Below are 20598 nucleotides of genomic sequence, written 5' to 3' on the forward strand. Positions count from 1 at the left end.
AACAGATCATGACTGAACAAAATAAACTCGCTTTAACGAAAAAAGATATTCGTAGCACTTACTGGCGCTCAACCTTCTTATTGGGTTCCTTTAACTTTGAACGGATGCAGGCGATGGGCTTCTGTGTTTCCATGATTCCTGCGATCAAACGCCTGTACAGCAAAAAAGAAGATCAAGCGGCGGCGTTAAAACGCCACTTAGAATTCTTCAACACCCAACCTTGGGTTGCCTCTTCCATCATCGGGGTTACCGCCGCCATGGAACAAGAACGCGCCAATGGGGCAAAAGACATTGACGATGCGGCAATCAGCGGGGTGAAAGTAGGTCTTATGGGTCCGCTCGCTGGTGTGGGCGATCCGATTTTCTGGGGGACATTACGTCCTGTGCTTGCCGCCCTCGGCGCAGGGTTGGCGATTACCGGCAGCCGGTTAGGACCGCTATTGTTCTTCATCGGCATTAACCTGTGTCGTGCGTTAACCCGTTGGTACGGCTTCAAATACGGTTACGAAAAAGGAACGGAAATCGTGAACGATATGGGCGGCGGTCGCTTACAAAAACTGACGCAGGGGGCGTCGATCCTAGGTCTCTTTGTCATGGGCTCGTTGGTGTCGAAATGGACCAGCATTAACATTCCGCTGGAACTGTCACGCTATAGAAACCAAATGGGCGATGAAGTGGTCACTACCGTACAAAGCGTATTAAACGACTTGCTCCCGGGCTTGGCGGCATTGTTGCTCACTTTCTTGTGTATGTATTTGCTACGCAAAAAAATCAACGCCATGTATATCATCTTCGCGCTGTTTGGCGTGGGTATCATCGGCTACCATTTCGGTGTGTTAGCGTAATTCAACATAAGCATTACAATGGCAATAATGATGGCGCGCGTCTCCCGACCACAAGTGTTCGAAAGACGCGCACTATCTATAAACAACCCTACCAATCAATGGATTCCGAATGAAACTCAAAGACCTCATCAAAGCGCCGCCCGCCGAGGGCTACATCAAAAATTCATCGAATTTAGTGACCGCACTTTTTATTCTGGCGGGCGTGCTTTACTACCCCACCAACGGCTACGGCGCGGTGATTGCCCTTGCGGTGGCGCTTATCGTCCTCATCGGCCAGAAAATGCTTATCGGGCAAGCCAATAAAGATTTCGCCGAAATGCAATTTGCCGAAAAACAATTTCCGCAAACGAAGAATTTGGATTATGTGCGTTTCATTCACGCCCGCGCCACACAAATTTTAAAAGATAACAAAGTGTTATCGGAAAAAGGCAAAAAGGAACTCCATCGTCTGCTCAAGTTTGCTGACACTACCTTGGCGGAAAATGCCGAACAGACCACACCGCAATACAAAGCCGTATTCAGCGACATCGACGGTACGCTACTCAACAACCAACACCAAATCACCCTGAAAACGGAAGATGCTATCAAAAACATGCTCAAACGGGGCATTCCGTTTATTCCCGTTTCCGCACGCCCGCCTTACGCCATTACGCCTTATACGGAACAGCTTGGCGCACAACACGGCATGATTTGTTACAGCGGCGCGTTAATTTTAGATAAAAATCTGACCGCACTTTATAGCGTGATTCTCGAACCGCAGGATCTGCAAAAACTGAACGAACTGCTGGCGGATTTCGCCCACCTTTCCATCAGTTACTACGCCGGGTTGGATTGGTTCTGTAATGATGTCAACAATGATTGGATTAAACAGGAAAGCGCCATCACCGGCTTAACCGCGGCAGCGATGCCGGACAACCTTACGGAAGTGCATAAACTCTTAATCATGGGCGACGCCGACGAAATCCAAGCGGTGGAACCCGTGCTGAAACAGGCACTGCCAAATTTAAGTATTCACCGTTCCAAAAACGAATATTTGGAAATCATGAACGCCGCCGCTACCAAAGCCAAAGCAATTCAATTTATGGAACAGTATCTCGGCATCACGGCGGATCAGGTCATCGCGTTCGGCGATAATTTCAACGATTTGGATATGTTGCAATACGCCGGTTTAAGCGTCGCCATGGGCAACGCCCCCGACGCCGTCAAACAAGCAGCAAAAGAAGTCACCGCCAATAATAACGAAGGCGGCATTGCTTTGGTACTCAATCGGGTGTTTGGTAAGTAAAAATTTAACGTGAGAAATGACCGCACTTTTCGTTCCGATGATAAAACTTGAAGCAAAAACTGTGACGGAGATCACGTATCTTAGACATGCGTAAATTGCGTTTGCCTGTTTCATTTCGTAAAATGATTCACCCATTTACTTCATTCAGTGTGAGAATTTTCACATCACGCCGGTTCTGGGATATTTTAACCACGATGAAGTTAGATGCTTTAACCTACCAATAAAATTCGTTCCCATTTTTTTATGGGAAACAATAGAATAGGCAGAATTTTAATCTACTTTGAGGTTCTTATGGACATTTTAATTAGCATTATCGGTATTTTTGTGCTGTTAGGGATTGCTGTTTTATTCTCTAATAACCGTAAGGCGATAAATTTGCGTACTGTTTTCGGTGCACTGGCAATCCAAATTGCTATTGGTGCTTTCGTGCTTTATGTGGATAAAGGACGTGAAGCGTTAAAAGCTGCTTCCGATTTTATCGGGAAAATCATTGGATTCGGGAATGAGGGGATTAGTTTTGTGTTCGGTGGTCTGACCGATCCGAGCCAAAGTTTTGGCTTTATCTTCGCCGTGAAAGTGCTACCTGTCATTATCTTCTTCTCCGCATTAATTTCACTCCTTTACTATATCGGCATCATGCAATGGATTATTAAGCTTATCGGTGGTGGATTACAAAAATTATTAGGTACCTCAAAAGCTGAGTCCATGTCTGCCGCAGCAAATATTTTCGTCGGTCAAACAGAAGCACCATTAATCGTCAAGCCATTCATTGGTCGCATGACGCAATCCGAATTATTCACAGTTATGGTCGGCGGTGTGGCGTCTATTGCAGGTTCCGTTATGGCAGGCTATGCAGGTATGGGCGTGCCGCTGACTTACTTGATCGCAGCATCCTTCATGGCAGCACCGGGTGGTTTATTGTTTGCCAAAATCATGTTTCCACAAACGGAAAAAAGCGACGACGCATTAAAAGAAGATGCAAATGTGGAAAAACCGTCCAACGCCATTGAGGCCTTGGCAAACGGTGCACGTGATGGCATGCATTTAGCAATGAATGTGGGCGCAATGCTGATTGCTTTCGTTTCTGTTATCGCCTTAATTAACTGGATTTTAAGCAGTTTTGGTGGATTCTTTGGCGAACCGGATTTAACCTTACAAGTGATTTTAGGATGGATCTTTAAACCTCTGGCCTATTTAATCGGGATTCCTTGGAATGAATCAGCTGTAGCAGGTCAAATGATCGGTCTGAAATTAGCGGTCAATGAATTCGTCGGCTACCTGGAATTCACTAAATATTTGCAACCTGATGCGGCAATAGTATTAAGCGATAAAACCAAAGCGATTATCACCTTCGCCCTTTGTGGTTTCGCCAACTTCAGCTCCATCGCGATTTTAATCGGTGGCTTGGGCGGAATGGCACCAAATCGCCGTAGTGATGTTGCCCGCTTAGGTTTAAAAGCAGTGGTTGCCGGTTCATTATCCAACTTAATGAGCGCAACCATTGCCGGTTTATTTATTGGTTTAAGTGGTGCCGTGCTATAAAGTGCGGTATGATTTAACGATGTTTTTTGACGACACCACGACGCGTTCGTGGTGTTGTCGTTTATAGGTAGCGAAAACGTTTGCTTAGAATTTTGTTCAACGTAATGTAATAAAAGGAAAACACTATGACTCCACATATTAACGCACCTGCCGGTGCATTTGCCGATGCCGTATTAATGCCGGGCGACCCGCTCCGTGCAAAATATATCGCTGAAACCTTTTTAGACGATGTGAAAGAAGTGACTAATGTACGCAATATGTTGGGATTCACAGGCACTTATAAAGGCCGTCGCATTTCCGTCATGGCGCACGGTATGGGAATTCCGTCTTGCTCCATTTATGCGAAAGAGCTGATCACTGAGTACGGCGTAAAAAAACTCATCCGTGTGGGTTCCTGTGGTGCCGTACGTATGGATGTTAAAGTGCGTGACGTGGTTATCGGCGTCGGCGCCTGTACCGATTCCAAAGTGAATCGTATCCGTTTTAAAGACAATGATTTCGCTGCTATCGCCGATTTCGGTTTAACTCAGGCGGCTGTGCAAGCGGTAAAAACGTTGGGCGTAAAAGCACGTGTCGGCAATTTATTCTCCGCCGATTTATTCTATACCCCGGATGTGGCAATGTTCGACGTGATGGAAAAATACGGTATTCTCGGCGTGGAAATGGAAGCGGCGGGTATTTATGGCGTAGCGGCAGAATACGGCGCCCGTGCATTAACTATCTGCACCGTTTCCGACCATATTCGTACACACGAACAAACCAGTGCGGAAGAACGTCAATTAACCTTTAATGAAATGATTAAAATCGCATTAGAAGCCATATTAATTGACGACAAAGAAGCATAATTTTATTTAATTATTTTTTGAACGTGAAAGTGCGGTCAAAAATTTCGATGTTTCGTAGCAAAGACTTAATTTTTGTATTTGCTACGATTTTATTTATGAAAATGTTAATTATTGGTAATAAAAATGTTATATTTTCTACCATTTTTTTATCATTTATATAAATTGTGACTGAACTAATTTATAAAGTTATTGTCTTCCTGACTAATCAGTAGAATTTTTAAACAATATTCTACAATTTATAATAAATCCATGGAATAAACTAAAAAATGAAGCGACCGTCTTATCTATTTAAGATGGTATTTATGAGTGGAATTTCGCTCTCAACAATACCATTTGCACACGCCAATCAATCTCCAATTGATCTTGAACGGGAAAAAATTATTATCTTTTCCAGACAGGGAGATAGCGAATTAAAACAAGCTATTCCCCAATTAGAAAAACTCTTTGAACGCACTAAAGATCTCAAAGTCCGTGATGACTTAATCGCCCTTTATTTGCGTAATAATCAATCTATACACGCCTTAAAGGTATGCGAATCCTGCACACCAACGCAATTTTCCGAAAGTGAGTTGGAAAATCTGGGAAAAGCTGCCCGTAATGAAAAACAATTCCAACGTTCTTTTGAACTGTATTCACAGTTAGCAAAAAAATATCCGCAAAATCCCAATGGGTTATTAGGCAAAGTCTTAGTGGCAACCGAATTAAAAAATTATACGGTGGCAAAAGACGCTCTCATTAACTACAAAAAACGTTTTGGTGAAAATACAGCTTATTGGGATGCCAACAGTTATTTATTGGATTTTACCCAATCCGATATGGCAAAATTGGGTCGTTGGCAACGTGAATTGTCAAGAAATCCGAAAAATACTCATCTTGCCGGTAATCTTTATCGGCTTGCCTCAAAATACAACATTCATCCGTTGCAGAAAAAATTACAATCGGAATATCCGGATTTGTTTAGTGAAAAAGATTTGCTTTGGTACGAGCATGATAAAATCATCGCATCAGCAAAAAATGCCAAAAATAATCGAAAGCATTTAAAAAATTCATTCGCAGGATTGACCGCACTTTTACGGAAAATTGATCCGGCACATCCGCTTTATCAACAAACATTAATGGATCGATTTATATTAGGTGTGCAATTACATGAATTTGATGCCGTTCGTGATGATTATGCCACTTTAAAAGCGTTACCGACCCCGTCGGCTTATTTACGTGAAGCTTTTGCTGATTATGAACTGGCACATGCGTCACCACATAAAGCCTTGGCAACATATCAATCTCTTGCACAGTCCGCTTTAGATAAGAAAGCACCGGTAAGTGATGAGCTTTTGTTAAAAATGTTTTCTGCCGCCAGTGACGCAGGTGAATTCGCTTTGGCACAGCACTATTTAGAACAGATTAACAGCTCACCTTATGTAAATGATTACACTCATACATCACGCGTTCCGAATCCGTCATATGATGAGCGTTATTTCGGTTTGGCACGCTTGGCATTATGGCGTGGCAATGCAGGTTTAGCGCAGAAAATGATTGATGAACGTGCATTGGATAAAACCCCTGGAGATGGTTGGGTACTATTGCAAAAAGCCGAGTTGGAGCGTAATCGTTATAATTTTGATGAGGCTAAAGAATGGGCGCATAAAGCGGGCGTTTTCTTTATTGAATCCGACCAAAAATATGTTCGTCATGCTTTAATTGAAATCGCATTACGTCAAAATGATTTACCGACGGCGAAACGTTTGATTCAGGAAATGAGCCCTGAAGAAATGGATTCAGTCAAACCCTTGATGGAGCGTTATGAATTGGCGCATAAAGGGCGTATTGTAGGAAGTGTTAATCTACAGCACCGCACTTCTGCACCGACAAAACAACATAATGAATCCACTCAAGATTACGCGATTTACACACTAAAAACCGCAGAGGGGCACGATCTTTATGTGCGTTATACGGAAAGCCGCGTACCGGTGGATGGCAATTCACTCAATGCACAATTTATTGGTGCGGGTACCGAACTGAATTTCTATCCGCTTAATGTGCGTATAGAAGCCGGTAAAGGCATTAAACTCAGCAAACGCGGTTATGTGACATCCGATTTAAGTTATGAGTTAAATCAGCGTTGGGCATTTAATTTGCGCGGACATATTAACGGCACCGATGTTCCGTCAAGAGCAGCTGCGCAAAATGTTTATACCAAAGGTGGCGGCGCGTCTGTAGTTTACACTTATTCTGATCTGTTCCAATTAGGCGGTGGTGTTTATTTTTCCCGCTTTAGTGACAGTAATTTAAGACATGATGCTAATTTATGGCTGAATACAAAAACCTTTAAGCATGATCGCTGGGCGCTAACCAACAATTTCCGTGTGGATTATACGCGAAATAAAACCGTTCAATCCGCGGATTATTACAACCCGATAAAAGCAGTCAGTTACGAAGTGGGCGGTGATTTGAGTTATTACCAGCCGTTTGATTATGCGCTGATTCTGACCCATCACTTGAAAGGCAACTTTGGTGCTTATAAACAGCAGGCACAACAGCGTAGTAAAACCTGGTCAGTGAGTTACGGGCATGAATGGCGTATTGGTAAACAATATGGCTTTTTATATGAAATCGGACGTAAAAAGAATATTTATGACGGTAATCCCGAATTTAATAACTTTGGTAACCTCTCTTTCTCACTTTATTATTAGTACTCGGTAGCTATTATGAAAATTTTACAAAAATTATTACAAATTATTGTCGTTTCATTTGTGTTTATCACCGGTGTAGCATCTGCTCAGGATAGATACGGCGTGCTGGCGTATCACTCAGTAGTGGATGATACGGCCGCAAAAGAAGAAAAACAGTATTTCCCGCAAACCATTTCCGCCAATTTGTTAATTAGCCATTTTAACTGGTTAAAAGATAACGGTTATAACGTGGTGAGCTGGCAGCAGATTATTGATGCGGAAAACGGCAAAAGTACTTTGCCGGAAAAAGCGGTGGTGCTTTCTTTTGATGATGGCTATGCCACCATGTATAACGTGATTTATCCGATTCTAAAGGCCTATAATTATCCCGCCGTGTTTGCCCCGGTAAGCAGTTGGTTGGATACGCCGGTAAACCAATTAATTCCTTATGCCAACATCAAACTTCCACGTAACGTTTTTGTTACTTGGGAGCAGGTGCGTGAAATGGAACAAAGTGGCTTGGTGGAAATCGCCTCCCACACGGATAATTTACACCATGGTGTGCGTGCCAATCCGGCGGGCAGCCAACTTCCGGCGGTGGTAGCACCGGAATATAAAAATAATCGATACGAGAGCAAAACGGAGTATAAAAATCGTTTAGTTCAGGATTTTTCCCGCTCATCAAAAAGCATTCAACGTCAAATCGGTAAGAAACCGCGTATTATGGTATGGCCTTACGGGCAATTTAATGACGTTGCCATAGACGCGGCAAAGCAATCGGGAATGACGCATCACTTTGCTTTAGGGCAGAAAATTATTAATAAAATTGGTGATAGATACGTCGGTCGTTTATTAATTGACACGGAAACCGGTTTCTCCACCATTAAAAATTTCCTTGATGGTGTGGATGATGAAAGTAAATTGATGCGCATAGTCCATATTGATCTCGACTCTCTTTATGACGCCGATAAAAAACAACAGGCAAAGAATTTTGATAAATTAATTGAGCGTATGTATCGTTATGGTATTACTACGGTTTATCTGAAAGCGTTTTCCGATCCGGACGGCGATGGCGTTGCCGATGCGTTGTATTTCCCGAATCGTTATTTACCGGTGCGGGATGATATTTTCAGTCAAATTGCCTGGCAGCTCAGAACCCGTGCCAACGTGAAGGTATATGCGTGGATGCCGGTTTTGGCGTTTGACTTGCGCAATCATGTTAAAGAGGCAACCTATGTGGTAGATCACCGCACAAACCAACCGGCAAAAGATAAATACTTACGCCTTTCGCCGTATGACCGAAAGAATGTGGAGATGATTAAGTCTATTTATAATGATTTATCATTCTATGCAAAATTTGACGGAATTTTATTCCATGATGATGCGTTTTTAACGGATTTTGAAGGCGTAGAAAGCCATAGTGAAGGTGATGGCGTGACTGCCGCTGCAAAACAAAAAACGTTAGATTTAATTGGTGTGACTGATGAGCTGACGAACGCGCTGAAACCTTATTTCCTAAGTAGTACGCCCGCCCTAAAAACCGTGCGTAGCTTGCATGCGTCGGTGATTACCAATCCGAAAGCGGAAGAATGGTTTGCACAAAATCTGACTACCTTAACTAAACACTATGATACTACGGCAATTATGGCGATGCCTTACATGGAACATCATCAGACAATTTCCGCCAAACAAGCGGAAAAATGGTTTGCTGCCCTGATTCAGCGGGTCAAAGCACAGGCACCGTTAAATAAAGTGTTATTTGAATTCCAGTCGGTGAATTTGAAAACCAAACAGCCAATTCCTGAAACAGAATTGATTAGCTGGATTGAATTGTTGCAACGCAACGGTATCTATAGTTACGGCTACTATCCGGATAATTTTGTTGCCGATCAGCCGAATATGCAAAAAATGAGACGTTATATGTCTCTGAATACTCAAGCAGGTAAACCATAGGGATTGGTATGAGTGTATTCGAAATATTAAGTATTTTCGTCTTTGTCTATCCTGCCGGTATGGCGATTTACTGGTTCATGGCAGGTGCCTGTTACTATTTATTTAAGGAAGGCAAGCTAAACGAGCCGATTTCCCGTTATTTACCGGGTGAGCAGGTGCCTATGATTAGCCTCATGGTGCCTTGTTATAACGAGGGCAATAATCTTGATGAATCCATACCGCACTTGCTTCAGCTGAGATACCCGAATTACGAACTCATTTTTATTAATGACGGCAGTAAGGATAACACTGCTGAAGTCATTGATCGCTGGGCGGCGAAAGAACCTCGAATCACTGCATTGCACCAAGAAAATCAAGGCAAAGCCAGTGCATTGAATCATGGTTTAACGGTTGCCAAGGGAAAATACGTTGCCTGTATCGACGGTGATGCGGTATTGGATTACTACGCGCTGGACTACATGGTTCAAGCCTTAGAGCAAGATCCGAAATATGCTGCTACCACAGGTAATCCGCGTGTACGTAACCGTAGTACTATTTTGGGGCGTTTACAGGTATCCGAGTTCAGCTCCATCATCGGTCTAATTAAGCGGGCACAAGGTCTAATGGGCACAATCTTTACCGTTTCCGGCGTGTGTTGTTTATTCCGTAAAGATGTCATGGAAGAAATCGGTGGATGGAGTACTAACATGATCACCGAAGACATTGATATTAGCTGGAAAATTCAAATTGCCGGTTACAACATCATGTACGAACCACGCGCACTCTGCTGGGTGCTTATGCCGGAAAGCATAAAAGGGCTTTATAAACAGCGTTTGCGTTGGGCACAAGGCGGTGCGGAAACTATCATGAAGTATTTTTCGAAAATATGGCATTGGAGGAATCGTCGCTTGTGGCCAATGTATATTGAGTATTTTGCTACCGTTATTTGGGCATTTCTTTGGGTGTTACTTGCTGTTATTGCCTTAATTCAAAAATATATATTTGACATCAGTATTGAAAATATGGGGCTGTTTGAAACTAACATTTCCATTATGTTCTTCGCTTTCTTTTTACAATGTCTGTTAAGTTTGTATATTGATTCACGATATGAACGCAACTTACTACGTTATGGTTTATCTTGTATTTGGTATCCTTATGTCTATTGGCTATTAAATACCGTGACGTTATTGGTTGGTATTCCTAAGGCGATTTTCCGAAACAAATCAAAATTTGCCGTATGGACCAGCCCGGATAGAGGAGTATAACGATGTCGTCGTCAGATGAACTGCAAAAACTCATGGTGATTGATAAAAGTGATCGTTTATCTTTCAAAATGTTAGTGAAAAACTTTATTTTGGATCTCCTCACTTGGGGATTATGGATTTACAGTATTGCGTTTATCATCAAATACGCCAAAGGGATCTTTACTCAGCCCGTGCTGGAACAATTTTTCTTTCACGACGTGATTGTAATCATGTTTAGTGCGGCGATTATCCTTGTTATCATTACATTCTTTTGGTCGATTATTTCAGCAGGAAGAAGGAGAAAAAAGAGAAAATAAGAAAAGATTTCTCATTTTGATGAAATGGTTTAACGCTATCAACACATTTAACTTGTAAAGCAACATAAAAAAGTGCGGTTGAAAAAACATTTGGATTTTCCACCGCACTTTTTTTGCCTATGCTTTCATTTCATTTTTACGGCGTTGTAAGAAATACACCAACACCAGTAATAACGCACAGCCCAAGGATACAATAAACAGGCTGCCGAAGAAGCCATTCCAGTGTAAGGATTTAATAATCCACGCCAACGGTACACCGGCAGCAGCGGCACCGATATATGCGAATAAGCTCACAAAGCCGGTGGCGGAACCGGAGGCGTATTTGTGGGAGTTTTCCGCTGCCGCCATGGCGATAAGGAATTGTGGCCCGAAAATAAAGAAGCCCATTAAGAAGAACAAGGTGCTCATTACGAAATAATTATCGCTCGGAATAAACCATAGCGCGAGGGACACAGCAATAATGCCCAACACATAAATAATATTCATTTGAGTGCGGTTGCCGTGGAAGAATTTATCAGATCCCCAACCGGCAAATAACGCACCCAAGAAACCGCCGATTTCAAAGAAGGACACCGCCGAATTGGCTTTTAACAAGTCGTAGCCATGGGTTTCCGTTAAATACAAATTGCCCCAGTCGTTAATCCCGGTGCGAACCATATAAATGAAACACCAAGAGAATGCGAGCGCCCAAATAATCGTGTTTTTGAACACATAGGTTTTTAAAATTTCCCAGTCGGATAAACCCACACCTTCGCTTTCATGTTCTTTTTCCGCCGCATCATTGCGCCATTCCCCCACGGTCGGCAAACCCATGGAGGTCGGGCGATCACGCAACAAGAAGCATATGGCAAAACCGACGACACAGGCAATAATCCCCGGTACAATCATGCCGTAACGCCAGCCCCAATAGAGCGTTACCGCACCGGCGAGCAACGGAATCAGCGCACCGCCGAGGTTGTGCGAGGTATTCCAAATTGCCCACCACAAACCGCGTTCATTGCGCGAATACCAAGTGTTCAAAATCTTAGAACAAGGCGGCCAGCCCCAGCCTTGGAAAAACGCATTAATCATCCAAAGGGTAATAAACATAAACACTGAAGAGCTCAAGCCGAAGAAAATGTTCACCACCCCGGTCATCATCAACCCGATGCCCATAAAATAGCGCGGGTTTGAACGGTCACCTAACACACCGGACAAAAATTTTGATACGCCGTAGGTCAAGTAAAACGCAGTGCCCATGATCCCAATATCCGTTTTTTGCAAGCCCAAATCTGTTAACATCGCCGGCATCACAAAATTAAAACTTTTCCGCGTAAAATAAAATACAGCATAGCCGATGTAGCTGGTAATCATCAGGTGCATACGCCAATAACGGTACGTTTTGTCAATTTCTTCCTTGCTTTTGGTCACCGGCAAATCCGGCTGGACACTAAAAATACCCATTGCTTTCTCCTTATTTTGTGATTTAAGTAACAAAACCCATATTGACCAGTATAGTACAAAACAAATGTTCAAAAAGTGACATTTGTCACAGATAGCAAAATCCTTTACTCCCGAAGCGACGGATTTTGTTATAGTGAGAACACGCTAACAGCAAATAAAAAGGAGAGACAATGGATTTACACAACATTCGCGCAGAATACCGCAAAAAAGTGCTGTCGCAACTGGAATGCCACGCCAATCCCATCACGCAATTTGAACACTGGCTGGACGACGCCATCAACGCACAAGTGAATGAACCCACTGCCATGAACCTCGCCACCGTCAATGAAAACGGACGACCGAGCAGCCGCATGGTGCTATTAAAAGAAGTAAATGTGCAGGGGTTTGTGTTTTTCACCAACTACCACAGCCGCAAAGGACGCGCCATTGAACAACAGCCCTACGTCGCCTTAACCTTCTTCTGGCCGGAACTGGAACGCTCCGTACGCATCGAAGGCAAAGCGGAAAAAATCTCTGCCGAGCAATCGGACGCTTATTTCGCCAGCCGCCCATACACCAGCCGCATCGGCGCCTGGGCAAGCGAACAAAGTGCGGTCATTTCCGGCTACAAATCTTTACTCGCCAAAGCCGCCCTCATCGCCGCCCAACACCCCCTCAACGTCCCTCGCCCGGAATCCTGGGGCGGCTACCTCGTCACCCCCGACCGCATCGAATTCTGGCAAGGCAGACCCAGCCGCCTGCACGACCGCATTTGTTATTTGCTGGAAAACGGGGAATGGAAAAATGTGAGATTATCGCCGTAAAAACGTTGGAAAAAAACACCGCACTTTTGGGGAAAGTGCGGTGGGATTTTAAATTGTTTTTTGATAGTGTCGACTAGAGAGGGAAGTTTATGGTCTTATTACAATATTATAATTATTTCCTTTATCTCTAATTTCTATTGCAGCTTCAATCCAAGCATTCGGATTAGAGATAAACTTATCCCAGTTACATTGAAGCATATATGAATTAGAACAACCATTCCTTAGTTTATATGTAGTATATGGTGTATGCAGGTTATTCAAGTTTCTTTGAATAATATCAAAATAAAAGCCATATGAATTTACGTAATCATAATAACCATATCTATCAGGTAGAACGACCAATAAAATTGCATTACGCTTGCTTCGGTTATCTGGACGTCGCTTACTTCTTAGTGAATAAGCAATTTCCCAAGGTATCCATTGATCTTTCTCTGATTTCCAAGAATTTTTTATATTGGGGGAGATAAGAACAATGGTAACGGAACTATCAAAAATCTTTTCTGCTAATTTTGAACGAATAGTCTCCGTTTTAAAGCCGGCAAGACTTTCATTATCATTTTCCCCTTTATTGATATGAATATCATCACGCTCAAATTTATTTTGAATAATATCAACATAATCACGAGCAGTTGTTTTATATTGACTATAGAATGAAAACAAATTATTGGGTTCTTTAAGTTGTTTAACAGCATTGTCAGAATATTTATACGAAATAAAAATTTTATTTCCCATGATAGGTTTCCTTAGAGTATTTGATTATTATTTTTTACGAATGGAAATAGCCTCTTCAATCCATTTTTCTATATTATCTGCAATATCATTATAGGCATCCGAAGATTTAGGATTATAACATTTGACTATGCTAGATAATTTAGAGCCATTTTCGAACGTAAATTGTTCAAATGGATTGTCGCCTTTTCTACATTCACCACTTTTTGGATCTTTCAGGTTATGAATATAGATACCCAATACGCCTTTTCCATCATTCCAAGCTTTTTGAATTTCATACTTAACCCATTTTCGTTTAGATGTATCTTCTCCAATCAGAACAACCAGACAGCTTTTACCAGATAAATTTTCATCAATCCATTTTTGTATTTCTTTATCTCCTTTCCTTTTTATTTCTTCCCAGGTATTAGGTGTCGCTGGTGGATTGCCTTCTAGCTTTCCAATGTTTCTTACTTGTTGAACACGGAAAACATCTTTTTCATAATGAAAACTATAAAATACATTTCTCTTCATAATTATTTAACCTTTTTTAAAATTGACAAAATATTAGATCTTAATTCATCTAGCGAAATATTTTCTTTAGATAGTGCTTGCATTTCATTTTCAACCTCCTTAGCAGACTCTTTATTCATCTCATTATCCCAGAGTTGTTTTGCCATATATCCAGTAGCAGCAACAGGGATTAAAACATTTCCATTCCTTTTGGAAATATCAAATTCCTCCTGCATACCATTTGATAAAATCAAATTTCCATTCTGTAATTTATTTCCGAATAGAAATATAGAGATACCAGCATAAGAAATCATATCTTCACGCCAAGCAGACCACAATTCTTTCCCTTCTTTATTCTGAGGGAATTGGCGAAGTATCAAATAGTCCTCATCTATTTTTAAATTTTGTTCCGTAAGATGTTTTATTGCGCCTGAAATAACTGAGCTACCTATTCCTAATCCAAAACCTGTAACAATACGATACCCTAGTTTTAAAATCTCTTGAGAAAGAGAAGAAACAAATTGTTCAACTTCTTGCTGAGAATAAGGAGAATAATTTTCTGCTGCCCCTGAGATAAAAATAGTTTTACGTTTTTGAGCTTGTTCTATTTCCATCAATATTTCTGTAATTTCTGAATAATCATCAATTAATAACGCACTAATTCCTACTCGCTCTAAATCTGAAATAAAAAATTGTTGCTTCCGTTGTCTGTATTCAAATTCATCTTGTGGTTCATTCTCATTCTTTTGGACTTTTCTTAAAATACAAAAATGCTCTTTTTGATTTTCACTATATGACGCTCTAATCCGACTCAGAATATAATCAATATTAGGATCAGAAAAGCTAAACCCTAAAAATAAAAATCTTTTTGTTAATAGATCTCCACGCAAAGCATTAAAAAAGTCATTTCTTGTTAAATGAAATTTCTCATAATCGTCCTTGATAAGAACAGTTTGATTTGGCAGAGAAGCATCGCCATGCATTTTATATACAACAACATCTCTTTTATGAATTGATATTGGAAGTTGTTCTACGCAGTGCTTTACATCCACAACTTTCCCAGCTTCTTTTCATGCTGTTTCTATCATAGAGTCATATTGGTTGTCCAGAAAGTATCTATGGGAAGTCTAGCTAATATTTTATGATTTTCTGTCAATGTAGCACTCTGGGAAAACTCATCTAAAATGAGTTGGTTGATTTTTGAACGTTTACCACATTTACTATTGACATAATACTGAGCCAAAGAGACTAGATTGCTTTCTTCTTTGTCTATATCTAAATTCATCTCATCTGCTAAATCACGAAGCAATATCTTCCAATCTACAAAACCAGCTGAAACAGATAACCCTGCACCAGCGAAGATGGCTAGGTTATTTGCAGATAACTCGTTAACTAATTCTTTTATCAATTGTTTTTTATTCATGTTTTTACTCAAAAGTTATTTTTTAGAATTCTAAAAGTATAGTGAAATAGAGATTATTTCAAGTGCTTTTAAATAAACTCGTCACCCCATACAACGGCACATTCACCACCCAATCCTGTTCCTTATAATCTGCCATTGAAAACCGTAAAGCGCGTTTGGGTTGGAATTGATCTACGTAGACTTTTAAACTCTTTGCCTTTAAATTTTCTTCCGCTTTCACTTCAATTGGGGTGATGTTTTGTCCTTGTTGTAGCACAAAATCCACTTCTGCCGTGCCTTTTTCCGTTGCCCAGTAGAAAACGGGATTGTCTTGCAGCACCAAAAGTTGTTGCAGGACATATTGTTCCGTCAGTGCGCCTTTGAATTCGGTGAATAGGCGGTTGCCTTCCAAAAGCACTGTCGAGTCTAAATAGCTTTGTGCGCCGAGCAAGCCCACATCAAGGCTGAATAATTTAAAGGCGTTGTCTTGATAGGCGCTCAGCGGTAAATGCGGCTTTTTAATACGTGGCACGACATGGACTAAGCCGCTGTCTTTTAACCATTGCAGGGCGATTTCATAATCTTTACTGCGCGCTCCTTTTTGCAGTTGGGAATAGACGAATTTTTTGTTTTCTTTTGCCAGCTGTTCCGGAATGCTGTTCCATAATGCACGTACCCGCTGCACCGTTTGCCCGTCGCTAATGTGTTTGGAAAAATCCTGTTCGTATGCCATCAACAAATTGCGTTGGATTTGCCGAACCTCATTCAAATTCTGCGTTTCCACAAAGGTTTTGACCGCTTCCGGCATACCGCCCACAAAATAATATTGGCGCAGTAAGTCAATGTATGTGGATTTCATTGCGCTAATTAATGCCCAATCCTGCATTTCCAGTAATTGCACGAGATCCGGCTTGCTCATGGCAAGTAGAAATTCACGAAAACCCATGGGGTAAATAGGCTGAAAGTCCACTTTCCCCACAGGAAAAGAGGCTTGATGGTGGAGCGAAACGCCAAGCAACGAGCCGGCGGTGACAATGTAAAAGTGCGGTGCGTTTTCATAAAAATATTTGAGGGAGGAGAGGGCTTGTGGCACTTCTTGGATTTCATCAAAAATGATTAGCGAGTTGTCCGCTTGAATATCCACGCCACTTTCGATTTTTAACCCGAGGATTAAACGATCGATATTGTAATCGCCTGCGAAGAGGGTTTTCATGCGCGGATTATTATCGAAGTTAATGTAGGCGACTTGTTCAAAAGCCTGTTCGCCAAAATGTTTTATTGCCCAGGTTTTGCCCACTTGTCGAGCACCTTGAATAATTAATGGCTTACGATTGGGCTTGGTTTTCCACTTTTGTAATAAGTCTAAAATATAGCGTTTCATCGTTGATCCTCTTATTGGATTTCTCGCTATTCTAACGCAGACTTTACATTTTTTCTAAGGAAAAAATGTCAATTAGATACACTTTTTCCAACGAAAAAATGTAATTTTACACATTTTTTCTAAGGAAAGTGAAATTCATCTAAAAAAATATTCATAAATCACTGAAGTGATTTATTCACCCCTTCGGGGCCGTTGGCATAGCCAACGTTCAAAAAACGGAATTTTTTGTGACCGCACTTTTGAGACAAAAGTGCGGCCGGTCCTTGAGTTAAATTTGAATTAGGCGAGTTTTGCGCGAATGGCGTTTGCCAATTCTATGTTGACTTGCTCAAAATGTGCCAATTAGCGTTCTACCACGTATCGGTGACCTCTGCCAGAACAGCGGCGAAGTTGCCTGCGAGGTTGTAGTGTTGCGCATCTTGATAATAGGACGAGCGTTCCTGCAACTTAATGCCACTCGGCTGACATGATTATTTAACGGCTGCTGCCGTGGTTGAAGCGCTCGGTTTGCGGCGCTTACCAATGTTTTTACGATCTTGATGGCGCTGTTTGACTTTCTTATCCGCTTTTTTCCGCGCTTCACGTTTTTCGAGTTTCTTCGCTTTTTGTTTCTTGCTGACGGTTTTGATTTCGCCGTCTTTCGGTGCTTTGGTGCGTGGTTCCAAGCCCTCAATGACGCGTGCTTTTAAGATTTCGCCGGTATAACGTTTGATTTTGCCGAGCAGGCGGTAATCGTGAGCTTCCACAAAAGACACCGCGGTGCCTTTTTTGCCGGCGCGTGCGGTGCGCCCGATGCGGTGCAAATACGTGTCGGCGCTGTATGGTAAATCGAAATTCATAATGTGGCTGACATCATCAATATCAATGCCACGTGCGGAGACATCCGTGGAAACCAGCACTTTTACCACGCCGTTTTTCAGCTTGTCGATGGCATTATTGCGCTGGGTTTGTGCCATTTCGCCTTCCAGATAGGCGCTGCGAATACCACGCTTACGCAAATTTTCCGCCAGTTCGCGCACTTCTTCGCGGCGACGCACGAACACAATGCCTTTGCTCACCTGCTCCTGTTCAATGAAGCGTGCCAGCAATTTGAATTTATGCTCATGGCTGTCGGCGTGGTAATACCATTGCTGAATTTTCTTGCGTTCACGGCGGCTCGGTTCCGCCTCAATTTTCACCGGTTCGTTTAAAGTACGTGCGGCAAAATCCTCCAGCAAATCGCCTTCAAGAGTTGCGGAGAACAACAAGGTTTGCTTGCGCCAGCGGGTTTCCGCCGCAATTTTTTCCGCATCCTGCCCGAACCCCATTTGCAACATTCTGTCCGCTTCATCGAAAATAAGAATCTCCACCGTGCGGCAATCAAAATTTTCTTCTTTAATGTATTGCAACAACCGTCCCGGCGTGGCAACTACAATATCTTGATTTTTATTGAAAATTTCCCCGTGATTTTGATACGCCACACCGCCCGTAATAGTCGCGATACTGAGTTTGGTGAAGCAGGCAAGCTCCTTCGCCTGTTCCGCTACCTGCATGGCAAGTTCACGGGTCGGCGTTAACACCAACACGCGCGGCGCACCCGGTTTACGACGTGGGTAATCCAGCAAATGCTGAATCGCCGGCAACAGAAACGCCGCCGTTTTACCGGTGCCGGTGGGCGCGGAACCCAATACGTCACCGCCTTCCATCGCCGCCGGAATGGTTTCCTGCTGGATCGCGGTGGGGCGCTGATAACCTTTTTTCTGAAGGGCGTTGAGTAATTCGGGCGCGAGATCAAAATCTGCAAATTGGATGAGGTTTGTCATTGGTATTTTTCGTTCATTAGCATTAAAATTGCGCCGAATTATACCGCACTTTGCTATTAAAGTACGGTTGTTTTTAGTGATGTTTTTTGATGAACAATATGGGATTTCAATTTAAGCAATTTCGCGTAAATCATGATCGTTGCGCCATGAAAGTGGGCACGGACGGCATTTTATTAGGCGCTTGGGCGAATGTGACGCAGGCAAAACAGATTTTGGATTTGGGCTGCGGTAGTGGGCTGATCGCCTTGATGTTGGCGCAGCGGAGTTCGGCGGAAAGTCGAATTTGCGCCGTGGAAATCGATCCTGCCGCCGCACAACAGGCGCAGGAAAACGTATCGGCATCGCCTTGGAAAGATAAAATTCAGGTGTATCAACAGAATATAGAAACTTTCTGTGCGCAAAGTAAGCACGCTTTTGACTTGATTGTCGCCAACCCACCCTATTTTCAAACAGGCGTGGATTGCCGTAATGAGGCGCGCAATACCGCCCGTTATTTGGCTTCCCAAAGCCATTTGCATTGGTTGGAAACCGCCGCGTCTTGCTTGGCGTCGAAAGGTAAGATCAGTTTTGTATTGCCTTTGGAGGCGGGCGAAACGCTGTTAAAAACCACCGCACTTTATTGCGTTGAGCGTTGTGATGTGACGACCAAACAGGGAAAAATGCCGCAGCGGATGTTATTAACCTTCGCCATGCAACCACAACCTCTGCAACATAGCCGACTGATTATTTATGATGCGCATCATCGCTACCATGATGATTTTGTGGCGTTGACGCGGGAATTTTATTTGAAGTTTTGAAAACGCTGAAAAAGACGACCGCACTTTTATGGAGTAGCCAAAGTGCGGTCATTTTTTTCGATGAATTTATCTTATCAGCCCTGTTTTGCCAACTTCGTCCAGTTATAATAACCATACAAAGAGTTAAGCAAATAGGCGCTGTACATGAGGTATATTGCCGGTGTTTCTGCCCATAACAAAATGGAGATAATGTTCAGCAAAATCCACAACAGCCATTGTTCGCGGTAACGCAAAATCATCAATAACTGTGCAGCGACGGTGATGATGGTGGTTAAGCCGTCTAAGCCGGTAGAACTCCCGCCTGCGGCTTTTAGTGCCTGCACGAATAATAGCGTGCCGACACTAACAGTAGCAGCGAGCACAATCCAGCCCTGCAAAGTCAGCGATTTAGCAATCACACTTTCGCTACCGCTTTTTTCTTGTTGCATATGGGCTTTCCACGTGAAATAGCCGATAAATTGCGCCGGAAGGTAAACGTATAGCACGGTGTTCATTTCGCCGATGAAATTCGCCTTCCACGCGACATAGAAATAAGTGTAAGCAAAGATAAGGCCGAACAAATAGTTACTGATTTTTCCTTTACTGACGAACACCACGCAAATTACGCCGGCAATGCCGGAAATCATGGCGAGAGGCGATTGCGGATCCAACACAAATGCAATAATTTGCGCCGCGATGAAAAGTAATAACCAGAAAACCTCAAAGGGTTTCCAGCCGGAAAAGAGTTCCTGTTTGGCTTTTTGTAGGAGTTGCTCTGGGTTCATAATAACCTCGCTTATGACGTATAAAGTGCGGTCATCTTAGAAAGTATTTTTTAGAATGTAAAGGATGTGCTACGTTTTTGTGGGGCGGATCACAAAATTCAGATCAATTCGTGTAGTCACAAAATATCCGTGAAAAGTTTATTTTTCTTGATAACACCGCTAAAATAGCGCATTTTTGACGAACAGAGAGAACATCACGACTTTTGCGCCTAGGATTATCCTGATTGAAAATCGACAACTGATTTTCCGGCGGCATAAAACAACATTCGCGCCGAAGAAATCAGCACCCTGCAAGCGTAACGTGAG

General features: G+C 42.5%; 16 protein-coding genes and 1 pseudogene. 10 read left to right on the forward strand and 7 right to left on the reverse strand.

The features are described 5' to 3' along the window. Positions 1-8 precede the first annotated feature (8 nt). The 8 genes from manZ to A3CS_RS0107375 all read left to right on the forward strand — a co-directional run bounded on the left by manZ (position 9) and on the right by A3CS_RS0107375 (position 10679). Positions 9-845: a PTS mannose transporter subunit IID gene (gene manZ / locus A3CS_RS0107340; RefSeq protein WP_005548161.1), complete on the forward strand. Its 837-nt coding sequence runs from the start codon at positions 9-11 to the stop codon at positions 843-845. A 109-nt stretch (positions 846-954) separates the two neighbouring features. Beyond that, complete coding sequence (locus tag A3CS_RS0107345; RefSeq protein WP_005548159.1) at positions 955-2130, forward strand: Cof-type HAD-IIB family hydrolase; 1176 nt, start codon at positions 955-957, stop codon at positions 2128-2130. 291 nt (positions 2131-2421) lie between these two features. Then, positions 2422-3672: a NupC/NupG family nucleoside CNT transporter gene (locus A3CS_RS0107350; RefSeq protein ID WP_005548158.1), complete on the forward strand. Its 1251-nt coding sequence runs from the start codon at positions 2422-2424 to the stop codon at positions 3670-3672. Positions 3673-3797: 125 nt separating this feature from the next. Continuing rightward, the gene (deoD, locus tag A3CS_RS0107355) at positions 3798-4517 is read left to right on the forward strand and encodes a purine-nucleoside phosphorylase (protein ID WP_005548156.1); all 720 of its coding nucleotides are present in this window, start codon (positions 3798-3800) and stop codon (positions 4515-4517) included. A gap of 302 nt (positions 4518-4819) precedes the next feature. Then, positions 4820-7207 carry a poly-beta-1,6 N-acetyl-D-glucosamine export porin PgaA gene (gene pgaA / locus A3CS_RS0107360; RefSeq protein ID WP_012820813.1) on the forward strand — a complete coding sequence of 796 codons (2388 nt, stop codon included), beginning with the start codon at positions 4820-4822 and terminating at the stop codon, positions 7205-7207. 15 nt (positions 7208-7222) lie between these two features. Further along, positions 7223-9139, forward strand: a complete 1917-nt coding sequence (pgaB, locus tag A3CS_RS0107365) for a poly-beta-1,6-N-acetyl-D-glucosamine N-deacetylase PgaB (protein ID WP_005548149.1) — start codon at positions 7223-7225, stop codon at positions 9137-9139. Positions 9140-9147: 8 nt separating this feature from the next. Further along, positions 9148-10383 (forward strand): poly-beta-1,6-N-acetyl-D-glucosamine synthase, encoded by a 1236-nt coding sequence (gene pgaC / locus A3CS_RS0107370; RefSeq protein WP_005548147.1) that lies wholly within the window; start codon positions 9148-9150, stop codon positions 10381-10383. A gap of 2 nt (positions 10384-10385) precedes the next feature. Next, on the forward strand, positions 10386-10679 hold the full coding sequence (locus tag A3CS_RS0107375; protein WP_005541810.1) for a hypothetical protein: 294 nt from the start codon (positions 10386-10388) through the stop codon (positions 10677-10679). 117 nt (positions 10680-10796) lie between these two features. On the opposite strand, the gene uhpC is transcribed toward A3CS_RS0107375, so the two are convergent. Next, a complete protein-coding gene (uhpC, locus tag A3CS_RS0107380) occupies positions 10797-12122 on the reverse strand; it encodes an MFS transporter family glucose-6-phosphate receptor UhpC (protein ID WP_019518369.1) in 1326 nt (441 codons plus the stop codon). Between the two features lie 170 nt (positions 12123-12292). On the opposite strand from uhpC, the gene pdxH reads away from it, so the two are divergent. Further along, a complete protein-coding gene (gene pdxH, locus A3CS_RS0107385; RefSeq protein WP_005548142.1) occupies positions 12293-12925 on the forward strand; it encodes a pyridoxamine 5'-phosphate oxidase in 633 nt (210 codons plus the stop codon). An 87-nt stretch (positions 12926-13012) separates the two neighbouring features. On the opposite strand, the gene A3CS_RS0107390 is transcribed toward pdxH, so the two are convergent. From A3CS_RS0107390 to srmB, 5 genes and pseudogenes are all read right to left on the reverse strand, one after another. After that, entirely contained in the window at positions 13013-13657 is a 645-nt protein-coding gene (locus A3CS_RS0107390) for a TIR domain-containing protein (RefSeq protein WP_005548140.1), read from the reverse strand. A 27-nt stretch (positions 13658-13684) separates the two neighbouring features. Continuing rightward, entirely contained in the window at positions 13685-14167 is a 483-nt protein-coding gene (locus A3CS_RS0107395) for a TIR domain-containing protein (protein WP_005548138.1), read from the reverse strand. A gap of 2 nt (positions 14168-14169) precedes the next feature. Beyond that, positions 14170-15569 (reverse strand): annotated as a pseudogene (locus tag A3CS_RS01000000111030) (SIR2 family protein). A 58-nt stretch (positions 15570-15627) separates the two neighbouring features. After that, positions 15628-16929, reverse strand: coding sequence for an ATP-binding protein (locus tag A3CS_RS0107405; protein ID WP_019518370.1), 1302 nt, complete (start codon positions 16927-16929; stop codon positions 15628-15630). 470 nt (positions 16930-17399) lie between these two features. After that, positions 17400-18731, reverse strand: a complete 1332-nt coding sequence (srmB, locus tag A3CS_RS0107410; protein WP_005572001.1) for an ATP-dependent RNA helicase SrmB — start codon at positions 18729-18731, stop codon at positions 17400-17402. 89 nt (positions 18732-18820) lie between these two features. Here srmB and A3CS_RS0107415 point away from each other — a divergent pair, with 89 nt between their 5' ends. Beyond that, positions 18821-19528 carry a tRNA1(Val) (adenine(37)-N6)-methyltransferase gene (locus A3CS_RS0107415; RefSeq protein ID WP_005572000.1) on the forward strand — a complete coding sequence of 236 codons (708 nt, stop codon included), beginning with the start codon at positions 18821-18823 and terminating at the stop codon, positions 19526-19528. A gap of 74 nt (positions 19529-19602) precedes the next feature. Here A3CS_RS0107415 and pnuC read toward each other — a convergent pair whose 3' ends face one another. Then, entirely contained in the window at positions 19603-20292 is a 690-nt protein-coding gene (pnuC, locus tag A3CS_RS0107420) for a nicotinamide riboside transporter PnuC (RefSeq protein WP_005548127.1), read from the reverse strand. Between the last annotated feature and the right edge of the window lie 306 nt (positions 20293-20598).

Origin of the sequence: Aggregatibacter actinomycetemcomitans DSM 8324, assembly GCF_000372365.1 — a bacterium.
GTDB classification, from domain to species: Bacteria; Pseudomonadota; Gammaproteobacteria; order Enterobacterales; family Pasteurellaceae; genus Aggregatibacter; species Aggregatibacter actinomycetemcomitans.